A 13,114-nucleotide genomic window follows, 5' to 3' on the forward strand; every position below is an offset into this window, starting at 1 on the left:
TTCCGAGTCCGTCTGAAAGCGGGCTAACGGCTGCCCAGCGGCAGGCCTATGTCCGAAATCAGCCTGTCGGGCAGGACGTCGTCGCGGAATCGGTACAGCTGCGCGGGGCGGCCTTTGCCGCCCGATACGCTGGTATCCGACGGCTCGATGAGGTTTTGCTGCTGAATCTGGCGGCGGAAGTTTTGCTTGTGCAGCAATCTGCCGCTGATGGCTTCGACGCTGCTTTGCAGTTGCAACAGCGTGAATTCGGGTGGCATCAGTTCGAAAATCACCGGGCGGTATTTGATTTTGGCGCGCAGGCGGGACAGGGCGGTTGCCAGCACGCGGCGGTGGTCGTGGCGCATGGGCTGCCCCGTGGGCGCGAAGTCGAAGTTTGCCTGCGGCTCGGCGGCTTCCGCTATCAGGCCGCTTTCATACAGCATTTCATAGCGTTGCAAAACGTATTCTTCCGACCAGTTTTCCGGTACGACCCCCCAGCACAAATGAATGCGCTTGAGCCGCTTTTGGCGCAATTCCTCCGTGTCCGCCGAGTTGGCCCAAATGCGCAGGCGGCCGACAAGAGCATCGCGCTGCCCGCCGTCGGTGCGCAAATCTTCCCACGGGAAATAGCCGTAGCAGTCCTGCCATTTCGCATCCGGGTGCAGGATGCTGTCGGCGGCCTCGCGCACCAGCCCCAAATAGCTGACGTATAAGACCGGCAGGCCTTGCCCGTTTTGACGGCGCGTATCCACAAAGGTGTAAAGCTGTTCCACATAGCCCATGGGCTGCGAAGTCTGTTTGGCGACCCACAGTTTCACGCCCGCCTGCAGGGAGTTGCGCAGGGGGGAGAGCGGGCCGTTGGGCAGGAGTTCGCCCCGGGCGACGGTCAATACCCGCAGGCCGCCGTTTGTTACGGCAATCAATACGGGAACCAGTTCGACGATGCTCTGCGGCGGGGCTTCGGCTTCGGGGTAGGCGTCCATGCTTGGCTTTCGGCAGGGGGTGGAAGGCTTTATTGTATAGTGGATTAAAATAAAAATGAGGCAAGGCGGCGAGCCGCAAGGCGTACAGGTAGTACGTCAAGGTGAGCCAACGCCGTATCATTGCGATTTTAATCCACTATAAATCAAAGCGGTTCGTCAAATCGGTGCGGACCGCAGGTTTGCGCTTCGTCCGGGCACGCTTTCAGACGGCCTTGCACATTATACTCAAAATGAGCATAATCCGGGAAAGTTTGAAAATACACGGCAAACCCTCATGCCGCCTGAAAACCCAGCCATAAGGAAACATCATGCAAACCGCCGCCCGCCGCTCGTTCGACTATGATATGCCCCTCATTCAGACGCCGACTTCAGCCTGCCAAATCCGTCAGGCGTGGGCGAAGGTTGCCGACACGCCCGACCGCGAAACGGCAGGCCGTCTGAAAGACGAAATCAAGGCCTTGCTGAAGGAGAAAAACGCGGTCTTGGTGGCGCATTATTATGTTGATCCGCTGATTCAGGATTTGGCTTTGGAAACGGGCGGGTGCGTGGGCGATTCGCTGGAGATGGCGCGCTTCGGCGCGGAACATGAAGCCGGCACGCTGGTGGTGGCGGGCGTGCGCTTCATGGGCGAGAGCGCGAAAATCCTCTGCCCTGAAAAAACGGTGCTGATGCCTGATTTGGAGGCGGAATGTTCTTTGGATTTGGGCTGCCCGGAAGAGGCGTTTTCAGCGTTTTGCGACCGATACCCCGACCGCACGGTGGTGGTGTACGCCAACACCTCCGCCGCCGTAAAGGCGCGTGCCGACTGGGTGGTTACGTCTTCGGTGGCGTTGGAAATCGTGTCGTATTTGAAATCGCGCGGCGAGAAACTGATTTGGGGACCCGACCGCCACCTCGGCGACTACATCCGCCGCGAAACGGGCGCGGATATGCTGCTGTGGCAGGGTTCGTGCATCGTCCACAACGAATTCAAAGGACAGGAGCTGGCGGCCTTGAAGACGAAGCACCCCGACGCGGTGGTGCTGGTTCATCCCGAATCGCCGCAAAGCGTCATCGAACTGGGCGATGTGGTCGGCTCGACCAGCAAACTGCTCAAAGCCGCCGTATCGCGCCCTGAAAAAAAATTCATCGTGGCGACCGATTTGGGCATCCTGCACGAAATGCAAAAGCAGGCACCCGACAAAGAATTTATCGCCGCCCCGACGGCGGGCAACGGCGGAAGCTGCAAAAGCTGCGCGTTCTGCCCGTGGATGGCGATGAATTCGCTGGGCGGCATCAAATACGCCCTGACAAGCGGACGCAACGAAATCCTGTTGGACAGAACGCTGGGCGAAGCCGCCAAACTGCCTTTGCAGCGTATGCTCGACTTCGCGGCAGGGCTGAAGAAAAAAGATGTGTTCAACGGCATGGGCCCCGCCTGATTTGCCGTCCGTATTGCCGTTTCAGACGATCTCTCAAACAAGGACAACACCATGCAAACGGATTGCGACGTATTGATTGCCGGAAACGGGCTGGCGGCACTGACGCTCGCCCTGTCGCTGCCTGAATCGTTCCGCATCGTCATTTTGTGCAAAAACCGGCTGGACGACACTGCCAGCCGTCATGCGCAAGGCGGGATTGCGGCGGCGTGGTCGGGAGAGGACGACATCGGAAAACACGTTGCCGATACCTTGGAAGCGGGCGCGGGTTTGTGCGACGAAGCCGCCGTCCGCACCATCCTGTCGCAGGGCAAACCGGCAATCGAATGGCTGCTGGCGCAGGGCGTGGCGTTCGACCAAAATCATAACGACCTGCACCTGACGCGCGAAGGCGGGCATACCTGCCGCCGAATCGCCCACGTTGCCGACTACACGGGCGAAGCCGTCATGCAGAGCCTGATTGCCCAAATACGCCGCCGCCCGAACATCCACGTTTGCGAGCGGCAGATGGCGTTGGACATTCAAACCGAATCAGGCGCGGCGTGCGGACTGACCGTCCTCGACTGCCGAACGCAAGAAACCTACCGCATCCGAGCCCGCCATACCGTACTCGCGGGCGGCGGCTTGGGACAGATTTACGCCACCACCACCACGCCGCCCGAATGCACGGGCGACGCCATCGCCATGGCAATACGCGCAGGTTGCGCAGTCGAAAACCTCGAATTTATCCAATTCCACCCCACAGGCTTGGCAAGGTCGTCTGAAAACGGCCGCACCTTCCTGATTTCCGAAGCCGTGCGCGGCGAAGGCGGCATCCTGACCAACCAATCGGGTGAACGGTTTATGCCGTATTACGACCGCCGCGCCGAACTTGCGCCGCGCGACATCGTTGCCCGCGCCATCGCCGCCGAAATCGCCAAACAAACGCAAGACTTCGTCTCGCTCGACATCAGCCGCCAACCCGCAGCGTTCGTTCGTCAGCATTTTCCGTCTATCCATCGGCACTGCCTGTCCCAATGCGGCTTGGACATCACGCGCCAAGCCATCCCCGTCCGCCCCGTCCAGCACTACACCTGCGGCGGCATCCGAACCGACCCCAGCGGTAGAACCTCCCTGCCGCAGCTCTACGCCTTGGGCGAAACCGCCTGCACCGGGCTGCACGGAGCCAACCGCCTCGCCAGCAACTCCCTGCTCGAATGCGTTGTTACCGCCAGGCTTGCCGCCCAAACCATCGCGGACGGACAAGCACTCCAAACCGTACCGTCCCAAAGGCCGTCTGAAAATCCCTCCGCCGAAGCAGGCATCTTTTCAGACGGCCTCCAAAGCGCATTCAGCCGCCCCGCCCTGCAAGCGTTCAACCAACGCCATTTGGGCATCCTCCGCAACGATACCGGCCTGCGCCGCGCCATCGCCCAACTACGGCTTTGGAAGCAAAACCAAGCCGAACCGCACACCGCGTCCGAATACGAAGACCGCAACCTGCTCGAATGCAGCCTCGCCATCGCCCAAGCAGCATACGCCAGGCGGCAGAACGTCGGCGCGCATTTCAACACCGATTTGACGGTGTGCCCCGATTGTCGGACGACAGGCTGACGGCGGAATGGTTTTGATACGGCATCCTCCTGCCCGACCGGATGCAAATTATCCAACCTGCCCGCCTTATCCAAATATAGTGGATCAAAATTGCAATGATACAGCGTTGGTCCGCCTTAACCTACTCCTGTACGCCTTGCGGCTCGCAGCCTTATCTCATTTTTATTTTAATCTACTATATTTTCAGGTAGCCTCAATCCACCAAGCTCCCGCTCGGGTTGGCAATCGCCTTAAACGTGTTCCCCTCCAGCGACACCAAAAGCACCGCCTCGCCCTGTTTCAGCACGCCTTCGCCGTCGGGTTCAGCCATCACATAATGCTGCTGGCCGTAGCCGTCTTTCACCCGCACCTGCGCCGGGCTGCCCGGCCGCGCCGCGCCCAGCACCACCGTGCCCACGCGCCCGATCAGGCTGTCTTGCGAAACGGCAGTGGTTTCGTCTTTGGGCATGATTTTGTAGAGCCCGCCCGCTGTGAGGCGCACCAGGGGCAGCGTGAGAAACAGCGCCGCAGCAGCCGCCAGCCAAGCGTTCAGGTAGCCGCCAAACAGCCCGGCACACACGGCTTGCAGCACATAGCCCGCAAGCCCGAACACGGCGAGGAACACCACCAGCAACATCATCAGCGGCACGCGCCCCACATACAGCCAATCCAAAAAGCGCACCAATGCGCCCGCCCCTTCGATGCCGCCGTGCAAATCGCCATCCAAATCCGCTTCCACCAGGCTGTCGGGCAACAGGTTATCGAGCCAGTCGGTGAAGCCGCCGGCCAAGAGCGAGAGCAACTCGAGCAGGCCGAGCATCAGCATCAGGGCGATGGCGATGCCGAAAATTTCGGTTTCTGGGGCATTGATCAAATTCCACATGGCGGGGTCTTTCACGGGTTGTCGGTTAATCGGATTTCGTTTTCAGGTAGCCTGAAAGGGAGAGGGGCTACCTGAAAATCGCATTACTTTCTTTAACAAGCTTCTTAGGAAACCGGGAATACATCATATTTGATTGATTACACATGGTTTGGGTTTTAGGTAATTTGCCGAATTTCAGGTAGCCTTCGCCGCTTGTATTTTATTCACCTTTGCGCCTCATGCCGGCGCGGGGCACTTCCTTTCTTTGCCTCGCCAAAGAAAGGAAGCAAAGAAAGGCGACTGCGGGCACAGGTTTGGCTCCGCCAAACTTCCCTCTCTCCGCACGGTTTTTCGGGCGGGCTCGCAACTTGCGGCTACGCCGCTTCGAACATGCAAGCCCTTGTTCCCCGAAAAACCACGCTCCGTTCGGCTGTGCCAGCAGGGACGACGCAGCCCAACTGTTTTAGCCAAAACTTCCATTATCGGTTTTCTCAAGAATTCATCTGTAGAAAATCATCCTATCTCTTGCAATGGCACGCGCTGCCGCCCCTGTTCGTCAAAATTCCCTTCGGCCAGCCAGCGCTGCATCCGCTGTTTCACCTGCGGCCAGTCCACATCCAACATGGCAAACCAGGCGGTATCGCGGTTGCGGCCTTTATACACCACTGCCTGCCGGAAAATGCCTTCGAAACGGAAGCCCAATCGCTCGGCGGCGCGGCGTGAGGCCTGGTTCAGCGCATCGCACTTCCATTCGTAGCGACGGTAGCGCAGGGTTTCAAACACATACTGCATCAGCAAAAATTGCGCTTCGGTGGCAATGCGGCTGCGCTTGAGCCGTTCGGAATAAATCACCCAGCCCACCTCGATTACGCGGTTGGCGGTATCCGCGCGTTGCAGCGCCATGGTGCCGACCGCCTGGCCGTCGGCCTGATCGACGATGGCGAAGTAATATGGGTCGGCCGACTGCTTCAGCCGTTGCAGCAACGCATCCAGTTCGGCAACGCTCGCCACGGGGTTAAGCGAAAGATAGGTCCAATTTTGCGGCGGCGAAGCCGGGCCGTACACGGCATACAGATCCATGCCGTGCCGCTCGGCAGAAAGCTTTTCCAAACGGCAGTAGCGGCCGCAAAGCAGCGTGGCTACAGGTCGCTCGCCGGGCGTGTAACCGGGCAAGCTTTCGCCGATGGGTTGGTTGAATTCGTTGATGTGCATGGGTTTTGCCTTGGTTATTGGTGGGTAGTGGACTACCTAAAAAGTTTGCTGGCTTTCAGGTAGCCTTATCAAAGCGTGGAAAGGCTACCTGAAATGTATGCTTATTCCTTGCTGTTGGCTTTCAACGCGGCCAGCCTTTCGGCAATGCGGTTGTTGCGGCTCAAATCTTCCAGTTCTTTCAGTTTGGCCAACTGCGCCGCATCGGTGCTGCTGTGGATGGCGTTTTGCCTGCCCATCACGCGGTCGAAGGCGTTGCCGCTTTTTTCAGCATCACGGGCGATGCGGTTTATGTCGCTGCTGCCTGCAGCTTTGCCTGCATCCGCGCCTTGCTGTGCGGCGCGCCACTCTTGCAACTGCTGCTGCATCTCGCGTTTTTTCGCCTGCAGGGCGGCGATGAAGCCTTCCAGTTCTTTTTCCTGCGCGGCGCAGTCGGCGATGGTGTTTTCCAACACGGGCAGGCGCGCTTCGATATCCATCTGCTCGGCGATGCCCGCTTCGGCCAAATCGTCGCGCCCGGCTGCTACAGCGGCTTGCAGGTTGGCATCGATGGCCTCGTGGCGGTTGCTCTCATCGGCCATTTTCTTGGAAGCAAGATGCTTCTGCGCCAGCACTTTGCCCAGCTCAGCACGCACTTCATCTACCGCGCGTTCGATTTCACGGATGCTCTCGTTCATCACTGCCTCGGGCGCAAGGTTTTCCGCTGCATCAATCAGGGCATGAAAACCGCCGCTTACCAGACGACCCACTCTGCGGGATAGGGTTTCGCTCATTTTTGATTTCCTTTCCATAAAATGTGTTTGATTCAAATTGGTACGGGGCAGATATCAAACTTCGCCCGCCTGCTGCACAATCTTCGCCAGTTTCAAAGTATTTTCAAGCTGTTGCAATACAGTATCATCGTAGGCCGCGCCTTTGCCGGTAACGGCCAGCTGCAGGATGCTGTCGGTAAGGCGCACGATGCGACGCATCAGTTCGCACTCGTATCGTTTCAAGTCGGCTGCCTGCGCGTTTTCCGGCAGATCAGCGACCAGCGTGGCGGCGAAATCGGGCAGCTGCTCAAACAGCCGCGCCACAATGTGCGAATGGATGCCCCATTCCTTCTCGGCGTGCAGTACATCGCGTCGGGCTACCTGAAAAAACTGCTCCTGCGCAACCAGTGCGGTGCCGTAATCATGGGTTTGGCTGTGCGCAAGCCGCGCCTGCGTCAGCAGCTCACGGATTTTTTCAGACGGCGTATTCGCGCCTTCTATTTTTAATTCAGCAATAAAATCCGCATCTTCCTGCGATATTCGCACGCTAATCGGAATTCGGTTGGCAGCAGCCATATGCAATCACCTCTCTTTTGTATTCATTTGTATTCAAATATAGCTAAAATGATTTCTCTACGCAATATTTTTCATACAATCTCTCAATAACAATAAATCAACATAATGATAATAAATATAAAAATATTACGAATACATTTGTATACATACCACATAGAAGTCCAACCGCCAGCCGTTAGCCGTATTCCCGGCCTTTGGTATAAAATAGCCGCTTGAACACGGAGGCAACTATGGCAGGCAAAAATTCACACGACGAACACCACATGCGGCTCGACAAATGGCTGTGGGCGGCACGTTTCTTCAAAACGCGCGGCATGGCGCAGAAACACATCGAGCTCGGGCGTGTGCTGGTGAACGGTGCGAAAGTGAAAAACAGCAAAAACATCGAGCCGGGCGACACCATCGACCTCACGCTCAACTCCCTGCCCTACAAAATCACCGTGCTCGCGCTCAACCACCAGCGCCGCCCCGCCCCCGAAGCACGCGCCCTCTACGCCGAAGACAGCGCCACCGCCGCCAAACGCGAAGAGCAAAAAGCGCTCGACCAGGCCAGCCGCATCAGCGCCGCCTACCCCGACGGCCGCCCCACCAAACGCGACCGCCGGGAGCTGGACAAACTCAAACGCGGCTGGCAGGAATAGCATCAAAGGCTACCTGAAAATCCGTCTATACCTTTTCAGGTAGCCTCCGCCGGCTCTCTTCCACCAAACGCAAAGGAAAGCATTATGTCCACAGAAAAAGCCCTCTCCGGCAGCGTTAAAGCCCTCGGCGCCCTGCTCGCCATCGGCCTCGTGGCCGCCGCCTTCGTGTTGGGCGGCCAGTTTAAAAATTTCCGCCAGCCCGGCACAATCACCGTAAAAGGCCTGGCCGAACAAAACTTCCAATCCGAGCGCGCCCGCTGGAACACCGCCGTGAGCGTACACGGCGCCAGCTATCAGGAAGTGCTCGACCGTCTGAACCAGCAACGCCCCAAACTCGAACAATTCCTGCGCAGCCAAGGCTTTGATGCAGCCGAGATCCAAACCGCCGCCCCCGAAATCAGCCCCGCCTTCTTGGTGGAACACGATGCCCACGGCAACGAAATCCGCACCCCCAACGGCTACGACGGCAAGCAGCAGCTCACCGTGGCCAGCAGCAAACTCGACCGCATCCAAAGCGCCCACCAAAATATCCTCGCCCTGCGCGCCGGCAACGACGCTATCGATTTCGAAGCCCCGCAATACCTGCTCGGCAACCTCGAAACCATCAAACACAGCCTGATTAAACAGGCCACCGAAGATGCCCGCCGCCGCGCCGACGAATTCGCCTCCACCGGCGGCGGCAAAGTCGGCGCCATGCGCTCCGCCTCGCAAGGCTCGTTCAACATCTACGCCGACAGCGGCAGCAGCGGCGACGACGAATACGGCGGCAGCTACGACAAAACCACCGTCGGCAAACAAGTGCGCCTAGTCGTAACCATCGAATACGCCATCGAATAAACCCAGCCATACCACCAAAGGCTACCTGAAAAACCAGCGAAGTAAATTTTAACCAAGCCAAAATCTCCGCATGCTTTTCAGGTAGCCTGTTATATAATCCGCCCAACCACACCAACCCAAGGAATTCCAATATGAAACTCGGCAACCAGCGCAGCAGCAGCAACATCGAAGACCGTCGCAGCCTTGGCGGCGGCAGAGGTGGTGGGGGCGGCGGCGGCAAAATGGGCCTCGCCGGCCTGATTATCGTGCTCATCGGCGCCTATTACGGCGTGGATTTGAGCGGCCTCGCCGGCGGCGGCATGCAGATGCCGCAGATGCAACAACAGCAACAGCGTACCATCAGCCCCGAAGAAGAGCAGCTGGCACAGTTCTCCTCGCAAATTCTCGCTACCACCGAAGACGCCTGGGGCGAATATTTCCGCAGCCAAGGCCGGCAATATGTGCAGCCGAAAATGGTGCTGTATCGCGGCAGCACCCCCACCGCCTGCGGTACCGGCCAATCTGCAATGGGCCCGTTCTACTGCCCAGCCGACCAAAAGGTTTACCTCGACCTCTCGTTCTACGACGATATGAAAAACCAGCTCGGCGCGGCGGGTGATGCGGCTTTTGCCTATGTGATTGCCCATGAAGTCGGCCACCACGTGCAAAACCTCGACGGCACCATGGAGCGCGTAAACCGTGCCCGCGCCCGCATGAACGAACGCGATGCCAACCGCCTCTCCGTGATGGTGGAGCTGCAGGCCGACTGCCTGGCCGGTGTATGGGCCAACCGCGCGCAAGCACGCCAGCTGTTTGAGCAGGGCGACTTGGAAGAAGCCTTCAACGCCGCCGAAGCCGTGGGCGACGACCGCCTGCAACAACGCAGCCGCGGCTACGCCGTGCCCGACAGCTTCACCCACGGCACCTCCGCCCAACGCCTGCAATGGTTCCGCCGCGGCCTGCAAAGCGGCGATCCGGCGCAATGCGATACTTTCTCCTCCCTGTAAGCGCCAGCTCAATACCAAAAGGCTACCTGAAACGGTGTATTCCGATTTTCAGGTAGCTTTTTTCATCAGGGCGACGCGGTGAATACCGAAGCATCTATCGCTGCTTCTATCGAGTGCTTACACCCTGCCAAGCCTTCACCGCACCATTCATCAGAGCAATCCGCCCCGCTTAACGCAATTTGCTATTTAATTCCAAACCTGCGCCCCAATCCGGCAAACAGGCTACCTGAAAACCCGTCTGCGGGGCGTAAGCGCCTTGATGGCGGGTTTGCTTTTCGCAGAAACCGTTTTTCAGGTAGCTTGATTGGATGCAATTTTTGACACAAAAGGCTTGTCAAATGCTTTGCTTCAAGAGTATCTTTGACGCCTTAGCACAAATCACAAGGAAATATCATGGCAAAAGCAGTTCCTGCCGTTTTCGGCAGCGTTTTCCACCGCGAGATGCCGGTGTTGGTTTTTTCCGATGGCGCATGGCAGCCGGTGCGCTGGCAGCCTTCCGATTCGCTCTCCCTGCCGCCGGGCGCGCACAGCCTGCATTACGGCAGCGAGTGTTTTGAAGGACTGAAGGCCTTCCGCCAACAAAACGGCCGCATCGTGATCTTCCGCCCGGAAGCCAACATCGCCCGTATGCAGCAGAGCGCGAAACTGTTGGAACTGCCCGTGCCGGATGCGCAGACTTTCCTCTCTGCCATGCTGGAATTGGTGGCACGCGCGGCCGACGAAGTGCCGGATGCGCCCGCCGCCATGTATCTGCGCCCCACCCTTATCGGTACCGATCCGGTAATCGGCAAAGCCGGCGTGGGTTCGTCTTCGGCCATGCTGTATATTTTGGCTTCGCCGGTGGGCGACTACTTCAAAGTGGGCTCGCCGATGAAGCTGTTGGTGGAAACCGAACACATCCGTTGTGCGCCGCACATGGGCCGGGTGAAATGCGGCGGCAACTACGCCTCTGCCCTACAAACCGTGGTACGCGCCCGCGAGCAATACGGCGCCAACCAGGTACTGTTCTGCCCGAACGGCGACGTGCAGGAAACCGGCGCCTCCAACTTCGCGCTGATTAACGGCAACGAAATCATCACCAAGCCGCTCACCGAAGAATTCCTGCACGGCGTAACCCGCGATTCCGTATTGCGCGTGGCCGCCGATTTGGGCTATAAAGTGAGCGAGCGCAATTTCACCGTGGCCGAATTGCAGGCTGCAGCAGAAAATGGCGCGGAAGCCATCCTCACCGGCACGGCAGCCGTGGTGTCGCCGGTGACTTCTTTGGTGATCAACGGCCAGGAAATCGTGCTGCAAAGCCAAGAGCGCGGCACAGCCATCCGCAAGGCGATTACCGACATCCAATACGGCTTGGCCGAAGACCGCTACGGCTGGCTGGTGCCAGTGCCCGAGCGCTGATCGGCTGTTTGCTTCACCCGCTGCCGCATAGTTAAGCGGAGCAAAAACATGTTTTCAGGTAGCCTTAATCCTTTTTATGGTTCAAAGAGTTTGAGGCTACCTGAAAAATTTTCAGATTAGCCGCGGCCGGGATAATGAGTTCTTCATACCAGGCGGCAAGCCGCAGGCAGTACGGATAAGTACGGCAAGGCAAGCCGACGCAGTAGGAAGGAATCAGTATTTCAGCCACCAAGCCATTACCCCCGCATTGCGCCGGTAATGGCTTCGGCTATCGGGGCGGACGTTTCAGGTAGCCTGCCGCCCCTGTTAAGCCGCAGCCGCTTTGCCGGCTGCTTCCCACCAACCGTCCTTTGTTTTTCCCGCAGTTTCGCGGCGTTTGCGCCAGATGGCCGGCAAACGCGCAGGCTGCCAGTTTCCAACCCCCTTCTCTTGCGAGGTTCCAACTATGGAAAAAATATTGTCCGACCTGGTAAGCACGATTAATTTAGTGCTGTGGGACTACCTGCTGATCTATGCCCTGCTCGGCATCGGCCTCTTTTTCAGCATTTACTTGGGCGTGCCGCAGCTCACCAAGCTCGGCGCAGCATTCAAATCGGTGTTCGGCGGGCTCTTTGCCAAGAAAGATGCCGCCGACAAAGACCACAAATCGCTGTCGCAATTTCAGGCGCTGGCGGTGGCCGTATCCGCCCAAATCGGCACCGGCAACGTGGCCGGCGTGGCCACGGCGATTACCGCCGGCGGGCCGGGCGCGATCTTCTGGATGTGGTTTTCTGCCGTGTTGGGCATGTCCACCATCTTCGCCGAAGCGCTCTTGGCGCAGAAATACCGCGTGGTCAGCCATGGCAAATACATCGGCGGCCCGGCGTTTTACATCACGCACGGGCTCACGCCGAAAATCGGCCGCAGCGCGGCGCGTTTCCTCTCCGGCGGCTTTTCGATTGCGCTGATTATCGCGCTGGGCTTCATCGGCAACGCCACCCAATCCAACTCCATCTCTTCGGCGGTAACCGTAGCCTTCAACATACCGCCTTTGGCGGTGGGCATCGGCTTGGCGGTACTGGCCGGGCTGATTATCGTGGGCGGGGTAGACCGCATTGCCAAAATCACGCAGTTTGTGGTGCCGTTTATGGCCATCATCTACATCATCTGCGCGATTGTGATCCTGTTCAAATTCTCCAGCCACATCGCGCCGATGTTCAACCACATCTTCACCGCGGCATTTAACCCGCAGGCGGTGTTGGGCGGCGCGGCCGGCATCGGCATGCGCGAAGCAGTGCGTTTCGGCGTGGCGCGCGGCCTGTTTTCCAACGAGGCCGGCATGGGTTCCACCCCGCACGCCCATGCCACGGCAGACGTGCAGCACCCCGTGCAGCAAGGCATGGCGGCGTTTGTGGGCGTGTTTATCGACACGCTGCTGGTATGCACTGCCACCGCGCTGATCATCCTGCTCACCGATGCCGACAAATTAGGTTTGCAGGGCGCGGCAGTAACGCAGCAGGCCTTCGTGATTGCCTTCGGCAGCGGCGGTGCACAGCTGTTGGCGGTGTGCCTCACCTTCTTCGCCTTCACCACCATCATCGGCTGGTACTACTTCGGCGAATCCAATATCCGCTTCCTATTCCACGGCCGCCATTTGGCCATCTACCGCACGCTGGTGCTGCTGGCCATCGTGCTGGGCACGCTGGGCAAAGTGGACGTGGTGTGGAGCTTGTCGGATATGTTCAACGGCTTTATGGTGATTCCCAACTTAATCGCCCTCTTCCTGCTGCGCAAGGAAATCCGCGCGGTGTACGACGATTACCTGGCGCAGAAGAAAGCCGGCGGCGCGCTGTCGTATCACTACGAATTTCATGAGTATCACGAGCAGCAGTAAGCGCGGCAAGCAGGCTACCTGAAAACAG

12 protein-coding genes are annotated in these 13,114 nt (G+C 58.5%); 7 read left to right on the forward strand and 5 right to left on the reverse strand.

What is annotated here, in order from left to right:
• Window positions 1-23: 23 nt before the first annotated feature.
• The gene (locus CKV94_RS10865; RefSeq protein ID WP_003822809.1) at window positions 24-962 is read right to left on the reverse strand and encodes an NUDIX hydrolase; all 939 of its coding nucleotides are present in this window, start codon (window positions 960-962) and stop codon (window positions 24-26) included.
• 308 nt (window positions 963-1,270) lie between these two features.
• On the opposite strand from CKV94_RS10865, the gene nadA reads away from it, so the two are divergent.
• Both nadA and nadB read left to right on the forward strand, forming a co-directional pair.
• Window positions 1,271-2,383 carry a quinolinate synthase NadA gene (gene nadA, locus CKV94_RS10870; protein WP_003822811.1) on the forward strand — a complete coding sequence of 371 codons (1,113 nt, stop codon included), beginning with the start codon at window positions 1,271-1,273 and terminating at the stop codon, window positions 2,381-2,383.
• Between the two features lie 51 nt (window positions 2,384-2,434).
• On the forward strand, window positions 2,435-3,973 hold the full coding sequence (gene nadB / locus CKV94_RS10875) for an L-aspartate oxidase (RefSeq protein WP_003822812.1): 1,539 nt from the start codon (window positions 2,435-2,437) through the stop codon (window positions 3,971-3,973).
• A gap of 193 nt (window positions 3,974-4,166) precedes the next feature.
• Here nadB and CKV94_RS10880 read toward each other — a convergent pair whose 3' ends face one another.
• From CKV94_RS10880 to CKV94_RS10895, 4 genes are all read right to left on the reverse strand, one after another.
• Complete coding sequence (locus CKV94_RS10880; RefSeq protein ID WP_003822814.1) at window positions 4,167-4,835, reverse strand: OB-fold-containig protein; 669 nt, start codon at window positions 4,833-4,835, stop codon at window positions 4,167-4,169.
• A 492-nt stretch (window positions 4,836-5,327) separates the two neighbouring features.
• Complete coding sequence (locus CKV94_RS10885; protein ID WP_003822816.1) at window positions 5,328-6,026, reverse strand: GNAT family N-acetyltransferase; 699 nt, start codon at window positions 6,024-6,026, stop codon at window positions 5,328-5,330.
• A 101-nt stretch (window positions 6,027-6,127) separates the two neighbouring features.
• Entirely contained in the window at window positions 6,128-6,796 is a 669-nt protein-coding gene (locus tag CKV94_RS10890; RefSeq protein WP_035580092.1) for a PspA/IM30 family protein, read from the reverse strand.
• Between the two features lie 54 nt (window positions 6,797-6,850).
• Complete coding sequence (locus tag CKV94_RS10895) at window positions 6,851-7,351, reverse strand: hypothetical protein (RefSeq protein WP_003822819.1); 501 nt, start codon at window positions 7,349-7,351, stop codon at window positions 6,851-6,853.
• Window positions 7,352-7,581: 230 nt separating this feature from the next.
• On the opposite strand from CKV94_RS10895, the gene CKV94_RS10900 reads away from it, so the two are divergent.
• The 5 genes from CKV94_RS10900 (at window position 7,582) to CKV94_RS10920 (ending at window position 13,086) form a co-directional block, all read left to right on the forward strand.
• Window positions 7,582-7,992: an RNA-binding S4 domain-containing protein gene (locus tag CKV94_RS10900; RefSeq protein ID WP_003822820.1), complete on the forward strand. Its 411-nt coding sequence runs from the start codon at window positions 7,582-7,584 to the stop codon at window positions 7,990-7,992.
• An 84-nt stretch (window positions 7,993-8,076) separates the two neighbouring features.
• Window positions 8,077-8,829 carry an SIMPL domain-containing protein gene (locus tag CKV94_RS10905; protein ID WP_003822821.1) on the forward strand — a complete coding sequence of 251 codons (753 nt, stop codon included), beginning with the start codon at window positions 8,077-8,079 and terminating at the stop codon, window positions 8,827-8,829.
• Window positions 8,830-8,960: 131 nt separating this feature from the next.
• Entirely contained in the window at window positions 8,961-9,815 is an 855-nt protein-coding gene (ypfJ, locus tag CKV94_RS10910; RefSeq protein WP_003822822.1) for a KPN_02809 family neutral zinc metallopeptidase, read from the forward strand.
• Window positions 9,816-10,208: 393 nt separating this feature from the next.
• Entirely contained in the window at window positions 10,209-11,213 is a 1,005-nt protein-coding gene (gene ilvE / locus CKV94_RS10915) for a branched-chain-amino-acid transaminase (protein ID WP_003822824.1), read from the forward strand.
• A gap of 445 nt (window positions 11,214-11,658) precedes the next feature.
• A complete protein-coding gene (locus tag CKV94_RS10920; protein WP_003822828.1) occupies window positions 11,659-13,086 on the forward strand; it encodes an alanine/glycine:cation symporter family protein in 1,428 nt (475 codons plus the stop codon).
• Window positions 13,087-13,114: the final 28 nt, after the last annotated feature.

This window comes from Eikenella corrodens (assembly GCF_900187105.1).
Taxonomy (GTDB): domain Bacteria; phylum Pseudomonadota; class Gammaproteobacteria; order Burkholderiales; family Neisseriaceae; genus Eikenella; species Eikenella corrodens.